The organism is Candidatus Poseidoniia archaeon, assembly GCA_030748895.1.
Lineage (GTDB): Archaea > Thermoplasmatota > Poseidoniia > MGIII > CG-Epi1 > UBA8886.
Genome location: JASMLC010000007.1, coordinates 1 through 14,715, shown reverse-complemented (window position 1 = coordinate 14,715; position 14,715 = coordinate 1). Strand labels below are relative to the sequence as shown.

Annotated in this window: 16 protein-coding genes and 3 tRNA genes; 4 read left to right on the top strand and 15 right to left on the bottom strand. The window is 64.8% G+C overall.

Annotation, left to right across the window (positions count from 1 at the left end; genetic code table 11):
* Nucleotides 1-11 precede the first annotated feature (11 nt).
* The 13 genes from QGG57_03945 to QGG57_03885 all read right to left on the bottom strand — a co-directional run bounded on the left by QGG57_03945 (nucleotide 12) and on the right by QGG57_03885 (nucleotide 12,133).
* A complete protein-coding gene (locus QGG57_03945; GenBank protein MDP7007321.1) occupies nucleotides 12-773 on the bottom strand; it encodes an RAD55 family ATPase in 762 nt (253 codons plus the stop codon).
* On the bottom strand, nucleotides 766-1,323 hold the full coding sequence (locus QGG57_03940) for a hypothetical protein (protein ID MDP7007320.1): 558 nt from the start codon (nucleotides 1,321-1,323) through the stop codon (nucleotides 766-768). Before QGG57_03940 ends, QGG57_03945 begins: the two co-directional genes overlap by 8 nt.
* A complete protein-coding gene (gene gvpD / locus QGG57_03935) occupies nucleotides 1,320-2,120 on the bottom strand; it encodes a gas vesicle protein GvpD (GenBank protein MDP7007319.1) in 801 nt (266 codons plus the stop codon). Before gvpD ends, QGG57_03940 begins: the two co-directional genes overlap by 4 nt.
* A gap of 17 nt (nucleotides 2,121-2,137) precedes the next feature.
* On the bottom strand, nucleotides 2,138-2,563 hold the full coding sequence (locus QGG57_03930) for a hypothetical protein (protein ID MDP7007318.1): 426 nt from the start codon (nucleotides 2,561-2,563) through the stop codon (nucleotides 2,138-2,140).
* Nucleotides 2,564-2,605: 42 nt separating this feature from the next.
* The gene (locus tag QGG57_03925; GenBank protein MDP7007317.1) at nucleotides 2,606-4,720 is read right to left on the bottom strand and encodes an OPT/YSL family transporter; all 2,115 of its coding nucleotides are present in this window, start codon (nucleotides 4,718-4,720) and stop codon (nucleotides 2,606-2,608) included.
* Between the two features lie 30 nt (nucleotides 4,721-4,750).
* Nucleotides 4,751-5,167, bottom strand: coding sequence for a methylmalonyl-CoA epimerase (mce, locus tag QGG57_03920; GenBank protein ID MDP7007316.1), 417 nt, complete (start codon nucleotides 5,165-5,167; stop codon nucleotides 4,751-4,753).
* A 29-nt stretch (nucleotides 5,168-5,196) separates the two neighbouring features.
* A complete protein-coding gene (gene serC, locus QGG57_03915) occupies nucleotides 5,197-6,261 on the bottom strand; it encodes a 3-phosphoserine/phosphohydroxythreonine transaminase (GenBank protein ID MDP7007315.1) in 1,065 nt (354 codons plus the stop codon).
* Nucleotides 6,258-6,893 (bottom strand): HAD-IB family phosphatase, encoded by a 636-nt coding sequence (locus QGG57_03910; GenBank protein MDP7007314.1) that lies wholly within the window; start codon nucleotides 6,891-6,893, stop codon nucleotides 6,258-6,260. Before QGG57_03910 ends, serC begins: the two co-directional genes overlap by 4 nt.
* Nucleotides 6,893-8,470: a phosphoglycerate dehydrogenase gene (serA, locus tag QGG57_03905; protein MDP7007313.1), complete on the bottom strand. Its 1,578-nt coding sequence runs from the start codon at nucleotides 8,468-8,470 to the stop codon at nucleotides 6,893-6,895. Before serA ends, QGG57_03910 begins: the two co-directional genes overlap by 1 nt.
* Nucleotides 8,471-8,609: 139 nt before the next feature.
* Nucleotides 8,610-8,687: transfer RNA gene (locus QGG57_03900), tRNA-Glu, on the bottom strand.
* Between the two features lie 25 nt (nucleotides 8,688-8,712).
* Complete coding sequence (locus QGG57_03895; protein MDP7007312.1) at nucleotides 8,713-9,663, bottom strand: NAD-dependent epimerase/dehydratase family protein; 951 nt, start codon at nucleotides 9,661-9,663, stop codon at nucleotides 8,713-8,715.
* Nucleotides 9,660-11,888, bottom strand: a complete 2,229-nt coding sequence (locus tag QGG57_03890) for a small multi-drug export protein (protein ID MDP7007311.1) — start codon at nucleotides 11,886-11,888, stop codon at nucleotides 9,660-9,662. Before QGG57_03890 ends, QGG57_03895 begins: the two co-directional genes overlap by 4 nt.
* A 38-nt stretch (nucleotides 11,889-11,926) precedes the next feature.
* Nucleotides 11,927-12,133 (bottom strand): hypothetical protein, encoded by a 207-nt coding sequence (locus QGG57_03885; protein ID MDP7007310.1) that lies wholly within the window; start codon nucleotides 12,131-12,133, stop codon nucleotides 11,927-11,929.
* Nucleotides 12,134-12,237: 104 nt separating this feature from the next.
* Between QGG57_03885 and QGG57_03880 the strand changes: the two genes are divergently transcribed.
* Nucleotides 12,238-12,323, top strand: a tRNA-Ser gene (locus tag QGG57_03880).
* A gap of 147 nt (nucleotides 12,324-12,470) precedes the next feature.
* On the opposite strand, the gene QGG57_03875 is transcribed toward QGG57_03880, so the two are convergent.
* Entirely contained in the window at nucleotides 12,471-12,992 is a 522-nt protein-coding gene (locus QGG57_03875) for a pseudouridine synthase (protein MDP7007309.1), read from the bottom strand.
* Between QGG57_03875 and QGG57_03870 the strand changes: the two genes are divergently transcribed.
* From QGG57_03870 to QGG57_03860, 3 genes are all read left to right on the top strand, one after another.
* The gene (locus tag QGG57_03870) at nucleotides 12,960-13,352 is read left to right on the top strand and encodes a hypothetical protein (GenBank protein ID MDP7007308.1); all 393 of its coding nucleotides are present in this window, start codon (nucleotides 12,960-12,962) and stop codon (nucleotides 13,350-13,352) included. The genes QGG57_03875 and QGG57_03870 overlap by 33 nt on opposite strands.
* 50 nt (nucleotides 13,353-13,402) lie before the next feature.
* A tRNA-Ala gene (locus QGG57_03865) sits at nucleotides 13,403-13,479 on the top strand.
* 13 nt (nucleotides 13,480-13,492) lie between these two features.
* Complete coding sequence (locus tag QGG57_03860; protein ID MDP7007307.1) at nucleotides 13,493-14,239, top strand: hypothetical protein; 747 nt, start codon at nucleotides 13,493-13,495, stop codon at nucleotides 14,237-14,239.
* An 82-nt stretch (nucleotides 14,240-14,321) separates the two neighbouring features.
* Here the strand turns inward: QGG57_03860 and QGG57_03855 are convergent.
* On the bottom strand, nucleotides 14,322-14,715 hold a 394-nt coding region (locus QGG57_03855), incomplete at its 5' end, for a hypothetical protein (protein MDP7007306.1).

Genomic DNA, 14,715 nt, shown 5'->3' with positions numbered 1-14,715 from the left:
ACTCGTCGCTTTCAGGCGACGCGGGTAATCATCTCGGGCGTAATACCGTGCTCAGTGACGGCGTAGATTAGCACCGCTGCTTTCTCCGGGTGGTTGCGAATCTTCTTGATAATCATGCGATTCTCGAACTCGGCCGCCATACGCCCTACTTCGAGCTCGATAATGACGTCGGCGACAGCTTCAATCTGGCTCTGCGTCTTCGAATCGTGCGCGTCCTGCGAGACAGTGTAGAGCACGAGGCCGCCGTTCGCCTGCGCGTATTCCTTGATAGTCCGCATCGATGAGAGCACCTCAGCCAGCGAGTAGTATTGCAGGAAGAAATCGAGCGAATCGACGACGACCCGGAAGGGCGAGCGTAGCTTCGAGATTTCGTACGCCATGTCGGAAACGAAATTAATCTGGTCCGCGGTCGCGCCGTAGGCACCGACATTGCGCAGCTCGCTTACCGAAAGCCCTTCCTGCTTGAAGCGGGAGGCCTGCAGGTCACGCGCCAGTACCTTCTCGAAATACTGGGTGCCGACGTTGACAATCCGCATGTCGGTGGGCCAGTTGTAGTGCTCAAAGGTCTCGACCAGTTCCTCGGAGGTTTCGTCAGTTGAGAAATAGACAACATTTTCAGCACCGATACCAGAGGCGGCATACTGCTTGGCGAGCAGTTCCTTACCTGCCCCGGAGGTACCTTCAATCAGGATCGAGCTCCCCATCTTGAATCCCTTGCCCTCGAGCAGCGCCGCGTCGAGGCGGGGGATACCGGAGGTTACGATTTCAGCCATCTGTTTTTTCGATGTAGCGGTCGGTCAGGGTCTTCAGCATTGAGGCCAGGTCTTCACTGGTCTGCTCCTCTACCGTAAGCATCATGGTATACGTCTTGCGGAGCCGCATGGTGTTGGCGAGGACGTTAATGAATTCCTTCAGGACCCGGTTCTCGGAATAGATAGTGAGGCCGTTAACCGAGTCAAACATTACGAAGTGTCGCTTGGCCTTGATGCGCCGCTCCAGCAGCCCAATATTGAGCAGTACCGACTCGAGCATTGTGGGCGATTCGATGAACATGGTGCGCGGGTCATCAGTCTCGCCACCTACGGTCAGCGATATCATATCGACAAAGTAGAGGTCGCCCAGGTCAGCCTTGATCCCCTCAAGGTCGGCGATGATACTTCCTGAGGGGCGAGTCGTGGTGATGTAGATGCCACCCAGCTTCTTGCTCAGCAGGTGCTTTACGATTTCAATCGACGTGGGGCGATAATCGTCAGAGTTGAGTGAAACCGTTGTCAGGGCGTCGCCCTCCTTGATGCTCTTAACCACCTGCTTGAGGACGCTCATGTAAACACCTGCCCCGTGTCCTGCCCCCACTTGAGCAATGGCACGATACTGAGTCCTATCGGCGTCAGCTCAACCAGCTGCCGCGAGCGCGAGTGCTTGGCACCCCGCATCTTGACCACTTGCAGCGTTCGCAGCAGGTCCCCCTGCCGCTGGACGTTCCCCATCAGGACCACTCCGTCGGCGACCGCTTCTTCGACGCCAAAGATGGAGTAGGTCTGCGTACGCGCATCGACGACAGTTTCCGAGATTAACATGGTGGTGCAGCCGAAAGTGGCCAGGAACTGCCCCAGCCGGAAAATGAAGTTACGGATGGCCCCCTTGTCGGGGAGTTGATAGCAAATGGCGGTAATCGAGTCAATCACCAGTCGCGTAATCTGGAGCTCATCGACGATATCCTCGAACGCCCCCAGCAGTGCCTCCATGTCCTTGGAAGTGTAGGAACCATCGAGCCGCTCGACTCCCAGCCGGTCATTGATAATCCCGAGGTCGAAGACGTTCAGTTTCCCCTCAGTAACCAGCGAGTCTTCGAAAAAGCCGTAGGTACGCAGGTTCTCAAGCATTTTGGAAGAGGGCTCGGTGACCGAGATGTAACAGGTATTCTCGCCCCGCTTGGCGCCGTTAATCAGGTATTCCATCGCCAGCGTGGTTTTCCCCGAGCCGACAGTGCCCGCCAGCAGGGTAGTGTTGCCAATGGGAATGCCGCCGTTGAGGATGCGGTCCAGCCCCTCAATATGGGTTCTGGATTTCTCGCGCGGACGGCCGCCGCGGGGGTCCAGCATCACCCTCTTCGGTTTCATTTTTTCGTCCGCCACGATCAATCCTCGATAATATACTGGTCGATAAGGTACTGGCGGACCCGCTTTTTCAACGTTCTCTCGGTAATTCCTTCTTCCTGAGCAGCGTCGTGGACATTCTGCAGTTCTCGCTGCACCTCTACCGGGAGCTCGGCCCACTCGACCGGAGGCTTCTTCGGCAGCAGCCCGCGCAGGTCAACCGGGTTGGCGTCAGCGAAGACCGAGGCGAAGCGCTCGCGCACGCGTTCCTCGAAGTATTTTTCCGCCTCCCGCTCGCATTCGTTATAGGTCTTGACCAGCTGCTCCTCGATGACTGGCCCGAGGTCTTCCATGAAGACTCCCGTGGGCAGGAAAGGATGGTACCAGCTACCATCCTCGTGCAATACGTCCAAGTGGGTGCGGTTGTAGGCGTCAATCAGCGGTGTCTCGTACTCTTCTTTCGCCATGCGCTGCCCCGGAGCGGCTCGAAGACCGGCTCTTATAAGAGGTTAGCCCCCGCCCAGTAGCGGCAGCACGTAGTAGATGGCGAGCACGGTCCCCATCAGCGCCTCACCCACAATCAGCCCGGTCGCAATCATGTAGGTGTTGAGCAGCTTCAGCGTGCGCCCCTTCTCGCCGAGCCCTTCGCGCTCGACCGCCGGCTCCAGCACTTTCAGCTCCCACAGGTCGCGCAGCGCCCCGCCGACGACCATCGGCAGCGTCACCACCATCGGCAGGTACATCCCCAGCCCGAAGGCGGTCCCCATCCCGGTCAGCAGCTCCATGAAGACGCCGATGCCGAAACCGAGCGAGAGCAGCTGCCACGGCGTCTCGCCGCCGAGCATGATTTGTGCGAAGGCCGCGAAGGCATTCGCCTGTGGCGCGTAGAGTACCAGCTCCCCGCGTGCCAGCGCCAGCGAGAGGATTCCCGCAAACAGCGCCGAAACAATCGTGCCGGGGATGATGCCGACCAGTTCGGTCTTCATGATGTGCATCGGGCGGTTGCCGACATAGAGCGCCGCCTTGTAGTCGCCAATCACGGTTCCCGACATCGAAATCGCGCCGCCGAAGACGGTCGTGCCGACCAGCGAGAGCAGCGCTGCGTCGCTAGCGGGCAGCCCGAGCAGGTTCTTGAAAATCAGCACCAGCATCAGCAGTACGATGAACGAAGTGCCCGATACGGGTTCGATGCTGGTCTCGCCCATTACCTTGACGGCAATCGCGCCCAGCGCGAAAGTCGTGAGGCAGAGCACCAGCGCGAAAACAAAGGAGGGGATGAAGCCGAACTCGGTCGCGAATACCAGCGTAATCCCGACCAGCGTCACCACCAGCATGACGGGGATATGCGTCACCGGCCACTCGTACCAGCCTTCGCCTTCGACGTAGTCTCGCCGCGCGACGTCATCGCCGCCGGCAAAGATGGCGATAACGTCCGCCGCGGTGGTGCGGAAGACCGGCGCCATCTTCAGCAGCGCCGTGATGCCGCCGCCCAGGATGGCACCAATCGCCATCGGGCGCGCAACGTAGGCGTACGACTTCAGCGACGCCGCAGGATAGGCGGAGACGGCGTGGTAGAGCCCGTCGACCGGGTAATAAAAGGGATAATCGAGGGCGAATGCCATCGGCGTCACGACAAACCACGTGAAAAACGTCCCGAGGCTCACCAGCATTGCGACACGGAATTTCATGAACCAGCCGATGGCGCCCATCAGCGGCGTGAACTCGAAGCCGAGCCAGGTGTAGTTGGTGATTCCCGAATCGAACGGCACCATCAGGTCGCCGCCTTCGTAGTAGCGTTCGACCCCCAGTCCGTGCGCTCCCTTGTCGAGCACCGAGGTGCGAATCGGGTCGCCTGCGGCGTCAACCGCGCCGGTGGCGAAGACCGGGAAGTCGCGCAGGAAAGTGAAGATGCCGACCAGCAGGGTCGAGATGCCGACCAGCCAGATTGAGTGGCGGGCGCTCTCGACCGAGCCGGTTGAGGTCTCGCGCGCGATGTCCATCAATTTTACATTGGCTTCGAAGCCCGGCAGCGGCAGCGGGTCCTCGACCAGCCACACTCTCCGAAAGATGATGAAGTAGAGCACGCCCAGCATCCCGCCCAGGATTGAGGCCACCAGCGCCACTCCCGCCAGTACCCACGACTCGGGCAGCAGCAGCGAGGCGTCAATGAGGTGGCTGCCGTCTGGCAGGCGGTATTTCGAGGAGTAGGCGAGCAGATAGATGGCAGGATACGTAAACACGAAACCGGTGCAGACCATTGAGGCGCCGGTCGAAGCGGAGGCGGAGAGGTTCACCTCGCCCGGGGTCCAGCGCAGCGCCATCGCCGTAAGGTAGGCGACGTACCACGAGCCGGAGACGATCATCCCGACCTTGAGCCCGACGTACTGGTTGATGACCGCGAACAGGATGCCGATGACCAGCCCCAGCATAATCTGGTCCCATTTCCAGGTCGTCGAGCCAAAGCCTTCGGTGCGCGACTTCTCCTCGAGATACTCCTCCAGCACCTCGGTGTTGAAGTTGGAGTACATTTCGGGGTCGAAGTAATCGAGCGTCCCCTCTTCGATAGCGCGCAGCCCTTCGGGGGTCGGCGGCTGCCGATACGGTGACGTCCTTACTTTTGTCATGCGGGAACGGCTCTGCACACGGTACCGCGGTTAAACCGGTTTGGGGGCGGGCTCGACCAGTTCCAGCAGCACCCCCCCAGTGTCGCGCGGGTGGAAGAACGCGACGCGCGTCCCCTCGGCGCCGTCGCGCGCCGCGCCGCCCAGCGGCTCCAGCCCAGCGGCGCTGCAACGTTGCAGCGCCGCCGCTAAATCAGGGACCTCGAGCGCGACGTGGTGCAGCCCCGGCCCCTGCCGCTCGAGAAAGCGGCCGACGGGAGAACCGTCCGCGAGCGGCTCGAGCAGCTCCACCTCGGCACCGCCGGCCGACAGGTGTGCAGTGCGCACTCCCTCGCTGGGAACGTCCTCGGTGTGCCGCAGCTCCAGCCCCAGCGCTTCCCACAGCGGCAGCGCGCTATCGATGGATTCGACCGCGACCGCCACGTGTCGCAACCGCGCCTCTTCGCCCACGCGGCGCGAAGGTCGCGGCTAATTAGGTATTACGGCCCCACCGCACCGGCGGCGAACTCGCGCATCAGCGCCGCGAGCGCCTCGGCGCCTGCCTGCGGCATCGCGTTGTACATGCTGGCGCGGACGCCGCCGACCGAGCGGTGGCCGCGCAGCCCCACCATCCCGCGCTCTGCGGCCGCTCGCAGGAACTGCGCCTCCAGTTCTTCCGTGGGGAGCCGGAAGACGACGTTGAGCCGACTGCGGTCGCGCTCGTGCGCGATGGGTGAGCGGTAGAAACGGTCGCTGGAGTCGATTGTTTCGTAGAGCGCGCCGCTGCGCTGCTCGCAGCGGCGCGCCATCTCCGGCAGGCCGCCCTCGCGCTGCACCCAGCGCAGCGTCTCGCGCAGTGCGAAGATGGCGAAAGTCGGCGGCGTGTTGAGCCGGCTCCCCTTCGTGGCGTGCAGGTTGTAGTCGAGCATCGGCGGCTGCCCCTCGCGCGCGGTCGCGAGCAGGTCGCGGCGCAGCACGACCAGCGTCACACCGGCAAGGCCGAGATTTTTCTGCGCGCCAGCGTAAATCGCTCCGAAGTCGTGCATGGCGAGCGGCCGCGACATGATTTCTGAGCTCATATCGGCGAGCAGGCAAGGATGCTGCGGGAAGTCGCGCCACTGCGTCCCGGCGATGGTGTTGTTAGCGCAGATGTGCAGGTAGTCAGCACCGGCCGACACCCAGCCGTCGGGGATGCGGTCGAAGTTCGTCACCGCGCTGCTGGCGACAACGCGCGTCTCGCCATACTGCGCGCCCGCGTCGGCCGCCTTCTGCGCCCAGCTACCGGTGACGACGTAGTCGCCCCGCGTGCGCAGGAAGCTGGCGGGGAGCATGCTGAACTGCAGGCTCGCGCCCCCCGGCAGGAACAGCACCGCGAACTCGTCGCCCGCGCCCAGCAGCTCGCGCACGCGGCGCTCGGCGTCCTCGATGATGCGCGTGAAGGCGGGACTGCGGTGGCTGGTTTCGCCGATGCCGATGCCGTCCTCGTAGTCGAGCAGCGCCGCCGCGCAGCGCTCACGCACCGTGTCGGGCAGTAGCGCTGGCCCGGGGCCGAAATTCCAGATCACGCGCTCTCCAGCAGCATCGCCGGCAATTCCCGCAGCTCCGTAATGTAATGCTCGCACGCCGCCTCGACCGCACGCCGCCGTACGACGCCGCCGAAGCCGATGAACATGGCGACGTCGTCGCGCGTCTCCAGGTCGGTGATGCCGTCGCCGACGAAGGCGCAGGCGCCGCCGTCGGCCATGATGGTCGCGACCACCTCGCGCTTGCCGCCGCTGCGGGTGAGCGGCCCCGCCTCGAAGCCCGCGTAGTTGCCGTCGCGGTCGAACCGTAGTTCGACTGCGTGCAGCCGTTCCGGCGGCACGCCCAGAGCAGCGGCCAGCGGCAGCAGCGCCTGTTGCAGGCCGGCCGAGACCAGGTGTACTGCGACCCCCGCCGCCCCCAGCGCGGCGACCGCTTCGGCTGCACCATCGACCAGCGCGGTGACGTAGACGTCGCCCAGCCTGCTGAGCGCCTCGCGCTTGGGCCGCACCAGCTCCAGCCGGCGAGCGTAAACCTCTTCGAGCGGCAGCTCCCCCTCCATCGCCTGACGGGTCAGCGCCGCAACGTCGGCGCCCGCCTGCGCCGCGAGCCAGTCGATGCCCTCGATTTGCGAGAGTGTCGAGTCGCAGTCAAAGCAGACGTGGGTGAAGCGCATCAGTCAGGCAGCGAGACGGTACGTATTCGGCCGATGCCGTCGACCGCGGCCAGGGCATTGCGCACGCCCTCGTTGAGTGGCGCGTCAAGGTTGTAGATTGCCAGGGCACCGCCGTCGTGGCGGCCGAGTTGCAGCCGCGAGATGTTGACGCCGTGCTCGCCGAGCAGCGTGCCGATGCGACCGAGCATCCCGGGGCGGTCCTGATGCCAGGTCAGCAGCAGCTCGCCTTCGGGGATGGCGTCGAGCAGGAAAGCGTCCAGCTCGACCATCCGCAGGTGCCGTCGCCCGATGAGCGTCCCCGACGCGAAGTGCGTCCCGCCGTCAATCTCGGCCTCGATGCGCAGCAGGTTGACGAAATCGCGCTTGAGCCGGTCCTGCCCACCGCTAAGCGCCACGTCCATCTCTCCGGCCAGCTTTTCGGCGTTGACCTGCGTTACCGCCCCTTCGGCGAGCGGCCGCAGCGCGCCAGCAAGGGCAGCGACCTGTACCGGTCGCTGCCCCGCCTGCGCCAGGTCGCCCTGCGTCGTCACCTTCAGCGCCGTGAGCGAGCCGGGGAACGCCTGCACCAGCAGCGCCCCCAGCCGCTCTGCCAGCTTCAGGAACGGCGCCAGGAACTGCGCCTCGCCCGCGGGCACGTGCGGCACGTTGATGCCATTGAGCACCAGCCCGGTCTCGAGACAGGTCAGGATTTGCTGCGCCAGGTCGGTCACCACCGCCACCTTCGCCTCGCGCGTTGAAGCGCCCAGATGCGGTGTCAGGATGACGTTGTCGAGCCCCAGCAGCGGATGCGCTTCGTCGAGCGGCTCGCGGTCATAGACGTCGAGCGCCGCGCCCGCCAGGTGGCCGCTCTCGAGCGCCGCCTGCAACGCCGCCTCATCGACCAGCCCGCCGCGCGCGCAGTTGACCAGCCGCGCTCCCGGCTGCATCTGCGCGAACGCCGCCGCGTTCATGAGATGGCGCGTTTTGGCGACCAGTGGCGCGTGCAGCGTCACGATTTCGCTCTCGGCCAGGCAGCGCTCGAACGAGACCAGCTGGACCCCTTCGGGCGGCTCCTTGAGAAACGGGTCGTGCGCCAGCACCCGCATCTTCAGCCCCAGCGCGCGGTCGGCCACGACGCGGCCGATGCGCCCCAGCCCGACGACGCCGAGCGTCTTGCCGCGCAGCTCGATGCCGACCAGCCGCGGCTTGGCCCAGTCGCCCTCACGCAGCAGCCGGTCGCCGAGCGGGATGCGCCGCGCGAGCGCCATAATCATCGCCAGCGTATGCTCGGCGGTCGTGACGGCGCCCGACTCGGGCGTGTTCATTACCGCGATGCCGCGCTCCGTCGCCGCCGCCACGTCGATGCTGTCGACGCCAATCCCGGCGCGCCCGATGACCACCAGCGAGTCGGCCGCCTCCAGCGCGCGCGCGGTCACCTTCGTCGCCGACCGCACCACCAGCGCGTGGCAGCCCGGCAGCGCCGCGCGCAGCTCCGCCTCCGACAGGCCGGCGTGCACGCTCACCTGCGCCGCGGAGCGCAGCAATTCGACCCCTTCGGGAGCGACCTCGTCGGCCACCAGAATGCGCCACTCAGCCATGGAGCGCCGCCGAACTCAGGCGTGATAAAAGGCTGCCGCAAGGATTACTTTTTTCGCAACCATTCCGCAACCGTAAGCAGCGTGATGTTATGTTTTGGTCAAGGTTTTGCGGCCGGCTTTGCCGGCCGACAAAAGCGCGTGGTGCTCCCGCCGGGATTCGAACCCGGGTGTTCGGCTCGAGAGGCCGAGATGATGGGCCGGACTACACCACGGGAGCGCCGGCCCGGCTGCGGGCTTTCACCTTAATAGTTTTCGTCCAGCCAGCGCGCCGTATCATAGATGGCAGCGCGGCTGCCGAACTGCGGCGCCCAGCCGAAGCCGCGCAGCCGCTCGATTGCCAGCAGCATCCGCTTCACGTCGCCCTTCCAGCCGCGTCCGCCGTCGACGCCGCCGGTGAAGCTGTACTCGACTCCGTCGAGGCCGAGCGCCTCGCAGACTGCGTCGGCCACCGTCACGACGTCGATGCCGTCCTCCGAGCCGACGTTGAGCGCGGCGAAGCCGCCGGCGGCGCACGCCGCGACGGGCGCGACCGCGAGCATCCCGGCGATGCAGTCGGCGACGTGGAAGTAGGACTTGAACTGCTTTCCGTCGCCGAGGATTTCCAGCGCCCCGGAATCGGCGCGCAACTTGTGGAAGAAATCGAAGGTGACGCCGTGGTTGCTGCGCGGGCCGACGCAGTTGGCGAAGCGGAACGAGATGGCGCGCCCGCCCTCCTCCTCGCAGAAGCGCTCGATGAGCTGCTCCGCCGCGAGCTTGCTCTGGCCGTAGGCCGAAATCGGTGCCAGCGGCTCGTATTCCTCGGGAGTCGGCACGACGCTCGCCTCGCCGTAGACGGTCGAGGTCGACGTGAAAACAATGTCGCGCACTCCGCAGCGCGCCATCGCCGCCAGCACGCAGCGCGTTGCGTCGACGTTCTGCCGGAACATGACTTCGGGCGCGTCGATGCCGGTGCGCACCTCGGGGTTGGCCGAAAGGTGCCAGACTATGTCTATTCCGTCGAGCAGCGCGTCGAACTCCTCGTCGAGCAGGTCCAGCTGATGGAACTCGATGGCGTCGCGCACGCCCACCAGGAAGTCGAGGCTCCCCGACGAGAGGTTGTCGAGCACGCTGACGCGGTCGCCCCGCGCGACCAGCGCGCCAACGAGGTGCGAGCCGATGAAGCCGGCGCCGCCAGTGACCAGCGAACGCGTCACCCCTCGTCCTCCGTTTCGCCTTCGGGCTTGTCGGCGGACGGCGTCTCCCGCTCGCTCTCGGGCAGGAATGTGTCGAGCACGGTCGCGGTGGTCTTCGAGATGACCTGTCCGGTCCCCTCGACGGCGCGGAAGACGCCGCTGGTCGCCGCGCCCGCAAGGTCGGCCGCGGCGCCGACCGGGGCGCCGATGATGCCCTCGCGGTGGAGCCCCAGCGCCTCCTGGAACTCGTCGAGGCTCAGCTCGTCCCAGTGGCGGAAGGTGTACCAGAGGGTGACAATAATCAGCGCCACCACCAGTGCAATCAGCAATCCGTAAGTGCTCATCTGCCCGGCGAGCCCGAGGCCGAAGACAATTGAGGCGGAAATGATGAACGACCCGAGGACGCCCCCAATCGCCACGGCCGAGAGGATGCGGTAGGGGGTCATCGACATCGAGCGGCCGAGCAGGGTGCCGCCGACCGAGCCGGAGCCCTGGAACGGGAACATCACGAAGAGCATGATGCCGGCGAACGCCAGCCGCTCAATCCACGGCTGCGCGGTCATGATTTCGTGGCCCTTGGCCTGCACCCGGCGGATGCCGCCGCCGACGAACGGAATCTTACGCGCAAGGTCGAAATTCCACGCCAGGAAGATGCCGACCATGATGTCGACGAAGGCGGTTGCCAGCGCCAGCACCCATGGGTTGATTCCGGCCGCAATCCCGAGTGGGATGACGGTCCCCTTGCCGAGTGGCGGGACGAAGTAGAGCAGCATCAGCTGCGAAACCAGCAGGAAGTCGCGGGTTGGAATGGCGAGGAAAAGCAGCAGGAATCCGCCCGCGGTGGCGAGTATCGGCATGCTGAAGCGCGTCACCGCCAGAATTACCGCATGGCCACCGACAGCGTAGACCAGCAGCATCGCGCCCGCCAGCACGAATGAGTTGAAGCCGACCGACCACCAGAAGGTGGGCCGCACCACCTCGGGCTCAACCACCAGCAGTTCGCGGCTGAGGTTGACCGGCTGCTCGCCGAAAGGCGTCGTGAATCCCTCGCCTGTGACGTTGCCGGCAACCCAGGTCGAGTTGGCGACCGACCCGGCACCGCTACCTTCAGCGATGACTGTGACGTCCATGTAGATTGAGGCGCCGACTGGTAGCCGCTGCTCCAGATTTCCCGCTGCACGGACCGTGGCGCCGCGGAGGGTCATGTAGGTGTAACCCAGCTCCTCTCCGTCGGCGACGTTGGTGACCGGCGTGTTGAGCAGCGTGAAGTTGGTGACGCGCGTCTGCTGGAACAGCACCACGTCCAGCTGCGATTTCTGGAAGCTGCCGTTGGTCAGCTGCGCATGGTCGAACTTGATTCCGCGCAAGCTGCTCTGGAGGCTGACGGTGCTTTCCCAGACCGTGCTGCGAACCACCATCTGGTCCACGGCAGCATGTTCCAGTCGCGCCTCTTCGAAGACCGAGTTCTGCAATAGCACTTCGGAGAGCACGACGTGCGAGAACACCGAGCCGCGAATCGTGACGTTGTGGAAGGCGACACGCTCGAAGTCGCAGTTGATGAAGAAGCCATACTCGAAGACGACGTTCTCGAAGACGACATCCTCGAAGTCCACTTCGTTGAACAGGAACCCGCTGACAGAGAGATTGCTGAAGTATTGCTGCCGCACCAGTCGTGCACTCGAGTAGTTGGCCGCCGCACTCGATGACTGGCCGAAGAGCGACTCGAGCGAGCCGTTCGCCAGCATGGTCCCGTCGGCCGCTTGCGGCGCCGGAACCAGTTGTGGCCAGCCCGCCTCCTCGAGCGGGGCGTAATACTCGATGGACTCGATGTTGCCCTGCAGCAGGAAAGTGTCGCCGGGCGCGAAGTCGGGATAGTCGCCGTCGGTGGTGTAGCGCGCGAGGCTGCCGTGGTCGACCGCGGCCACGTACCAGTAGCCACTGCGGTCCTGCCCGAGCGCCGCCTGAGGCCAGCCCGCGAGACTGACGCCGAGCAGGATTAGCAGCACACCCAGCGCCAGTAGCGGCCGCGAGGCGGCGCGGACGCGTGCGACGAATATCCAGAAGGCGTCGACGACGAAGTCAATTTCGTCCTTCTCGCGCCGGCTGACCTTGACCAGCACCTCTTCCTGACGCGCGCGCCACGCAATCGGCCTCTCGCCCAGCTCGTGACCCGGCAGCGGCGCCTGCGCCTCGGGGTCGACCGGGGCGGGCGATTCGGTTTCCGGCGGCTGCTTCTCGCTGGACATTCGCCCCCGCACCCCTTCCGAGCGTTTAATCCTTGCCTTCAGCCGCCCGAGGCGACCAGCACCACGCGCACGCCCCTCTCCGGCAGGCGCGAATTGAGCGCGATTGGCCGCAGCGGTTCGCCCTCGGCGAGCACCAGCACGCCGTCCGGGTGCAGCTCCAGCGCCGCGATCAAATCACTTGCGGTCGCCTCCTCCGCCAGCTTGACCTCGCGCTCCTCGCCGCCGACGGTTACGCGCCGCTTCATGCGACGCCAGCGGTGGACGGGATTAACGCTTGGCGGCGGCAGCATGCGCTGCCGCCGCCGCCTCCGGCTTAATGCTTATCATCCGCCTTTGCTGGCGCCTGCGCGCCAGGATCGCCTAGTCCGGTAGGGCGGTGGTCTCGAAAACCACTGGGGTCTCCCCACGGGGGTTCGAATCCCTCTCCTGGCGCCATGCGCCGCCCGCGGCGCATGGCGCTCCGACAGTGATTCCGAACTCACAATTTTGGTGAAGCTTTTCTCAAAAGGTTCGTTCGGAACACTCTCCTGGCGCCACGTCATTTAAACTCTAATTTCAGAACAGGTTCTCGATGACCGCTACTTAAACCGCTTCGCGTACTTTTACCGCCAGTCCCTGCCCGCCGAGCGCAATCTCCCCCGGCGCGATTTCCAGTCTCCCGACCGCGACCAGCTCGTCCGCCTCGGTAACCACCAGGCATTCGTCGCGGCAGCGCAACCCGGGGTCGCACGCAAGCACGAACTTGCCGAAGACGTTGCGCCCCTGCTGGTTGAACTCGGCCGAGTCTGCGTGCACGACGACGCGCTGGCGCGGCGCCTCATTCGCGCCGTGCAGTGCGCGCGCGCCGGCAGCGCGGAGCGTGAAGAGCCCATGGCGCACGTTGCCGGACGGCCGCAGCGGCGCGGTGTCGGCGAGCGTTTCGGGGACGGCGCCGAAGAGCGGATGCTCGAAGCTCGCACCGCCGGTCGCCGTGCGGGTCAGCCTGCCGCGCGCAAATCGCAGGAGCGGCTCGCGATTCGCGGTCGGCTGCCGCGGTCGGAAGGCGGGCTCCCACTGCTCGAGCCAGTCTCCGTGCGACTCCAGCGCCGCGAGCGCGTCGCCCACCTCAGGCCGCCCGGCGGCGCGTGCGACGACGTCGCGTCGGCGACGCTACTACTGCACGGCCCCATTGACGACCACGACGCCGAGTGGCCCGCAGAGCCAGCGCCGGGACCGGTCGCAGCCAGCGGCGCTGGCTGCGACTGGCGCATGACGGCGGAGCCCGAACCCGGCACCTTCCAGTATCGCTGGCAGGTGACCATGGCCGACGGGGAGCAGTTCAACGTCAGCGGCTACTACGAGCTCCAGCCGGAAACGGTCGCGGTGCAGGCGCCTGTGTTCGAGGCGACGGGCGCGCTGGCGGTAATGCTGGCGGGCGTGGCGCTGGTGGCGTGGACCATCCGGCCGCTCTCCCCCGAAAACTGAAGGGCGCAAGCGGCAATCCTTAAAGCGCTCCCTTCGTGGACCGCCCGCGTGGGCCGGTAGATCAGTCTGGAAGATCGCCTCCTTGGCATGGAGGAGGGCGCGAGTTCAAATCTCGCCCGGTCCACCATGCGCGGTATCGCATGGAATTCTCATCATCCCAGGTTGAATCGACGCTGCTGAAGGCGGGCGCGCTGCTCGCCATCATGCTCGCCTCGGGCTGGATGGCGCGATGCGGCGTGCGGGTCAATTACACGCGCAAGCTGAACCACGTCGCGATTTTCTTCCTGCCGGTGGCGATTGACCGGCAGCTGGATGTCGCCACCTTTGCCGACATCGAATACCTGCTTACCAGCTCCGCCATCGTGACGCTTTCGCTGCTGGTTTTCTGGGAGCCGATTCGCAGCCGCTTCCCGCCCTACCAGCTGATGTTCGAAGCCTTCGACCGGCCCGAGGACCGCCCCTACACGCTGGTCTGGATTTTCAGCCAGTTCGTCGCCGGCTTCATGGTCATGCTGCCTGCCATCTGGTACTTTGGCGAAATCGGCCTCGCGGGGCTGGTCATGATTCCGCTGCTGATAAACGCCGTCGGTGACGGCCTCGCGGAGCCGATTGGCGTGCGCTGGGGCCGGCACGAATACCACACGCGTGCGCTCGGCACCGACCGCACCTACGTGCGGACGCTCGAAGGCAGCGGCTTCATCCTGCTGACGGGGCTCGTGATTATCGCGCTGCACGCGCCGCACTTCAGCGCGCTGCAGTTCGCGCTCGCGCTTGCCATCGTCCCGCTGGCGATGACCCTCGCCGAGGCGTTCTCGCCGCACACCTGGGACACGCCGTTCCTGATGGCGACCGGGTATGGCGGGTTGCTGCTGGTGATGCAGTTCTAGCAGGTTTCAGATGTATCTAAACTAGAGGCGAGATTTTTTGTGAACAGTATTTCTCGAGGATGACCCCCTCCGAGGACTTGTCTTATTCTTCTGTTTCTTCGTCGGAGTCTTCTCGCTCTTCATTATCTTCTTCGTCACGGTCTTTATCGTCCCTGTCGTCTCTTTCGCGGTCGCATCCCCGAATCAACGCTTCTAATTCTTCACAGGCTACTTCGTCACCTTCTTCACAGGCTTCTCCGAGTTCAGCCATCCTGACTCTGATCTCTTCCCATACCTCATCGTCATGAGCCGTTCCGTTTTCTTTGTCACGACCTTCTTTATCTCGTCCAAATCTTTCTTTCCACTCTTCCATGGTCAGACAGGCTTCATCATCACCGCGTTCTTCACGCTCTTCGTCAGACCAGTTTTCTCGGTCCCAGTGTTTATCATCCCTTGACCAGTTCTGTTTATCTTCGTCAGACCAGTTTTCCCGGTTC

Excerpts from the sequence above, each read along its gene's own strand:
- QGG57_03945 (MDP7007321.1), bottom strand. The coding sequence starts at position 773 with ATGGCTGAAATCGTAACCTCCGGTATCCCCCGCCTCGACGCGGCGCTG.
- QGG57_03940 (MDP7007320.1), bottom strand. The coding sequence starts at position 1,323 with ATGAGCGTCCTCAAGCAGGTGGTTAAGAGCATCAAGGAGGGCGACGCC.
- gvpD (MDP7007319.1), bottom strand. The coding sequence starts at position 2,120 with ATGAAACCGAAGAGGGTGATGCTGGACCCCCGCGGCGGCCGTCCGCGC.
- QGG57_03930 (MDP7007318.1), bottom strand. The coding sequence starts at position 2,563 with ATGGCGAAAGAAGAGTACGAGACACCGCTGATTGACGCCTACAACCGC.
- QGG57_03925 (MDP7007317.1), bottom strand. The coding sequence starts at position 4,720 with ATGACAAAAGTAAGGACGTCACCGTATCGGCAGCCGCCGACCCCCGAA.
- QGG57_03910 (MDP7007314.1), bottom strand. The coding sequence starts at position 6,893 with ATGCGCTTCACCCACGTCTGCTTTGACTGCGACTCGACACTCTCGCAA.
- serA (MDP7007313.1), bottom strand. The coding sequence starts at position 8,470 with ATGGCTGAGTGGCGCATTCTGGTGGCCGACGAGGTCGCTCCCGAAGGG.
- QGG57_03890 (MDP7007311.1), bottom strand. The coding sequence starts at position 11,888 with ATGTCCAGCGAGAAGCAGCCGCCGGAAACCGAATCGCCCGCCCCGGTC.
- QGG57_03885 (MDP7007310.1), bottom strand. The coding sequence starts at position 12,133 with ATGAAGCGGCGCGTAACCGTCGGCGGCGAGGAGCGCGAGGTCAAGCTG.
- QGG57_03860 (MDP7007307.1), top strand. The coding sequence starts at position 13,493 with ATGGAATTCTCATCATCCCAGGTTGAATCGACGCTGCTGAAGGCGGGC.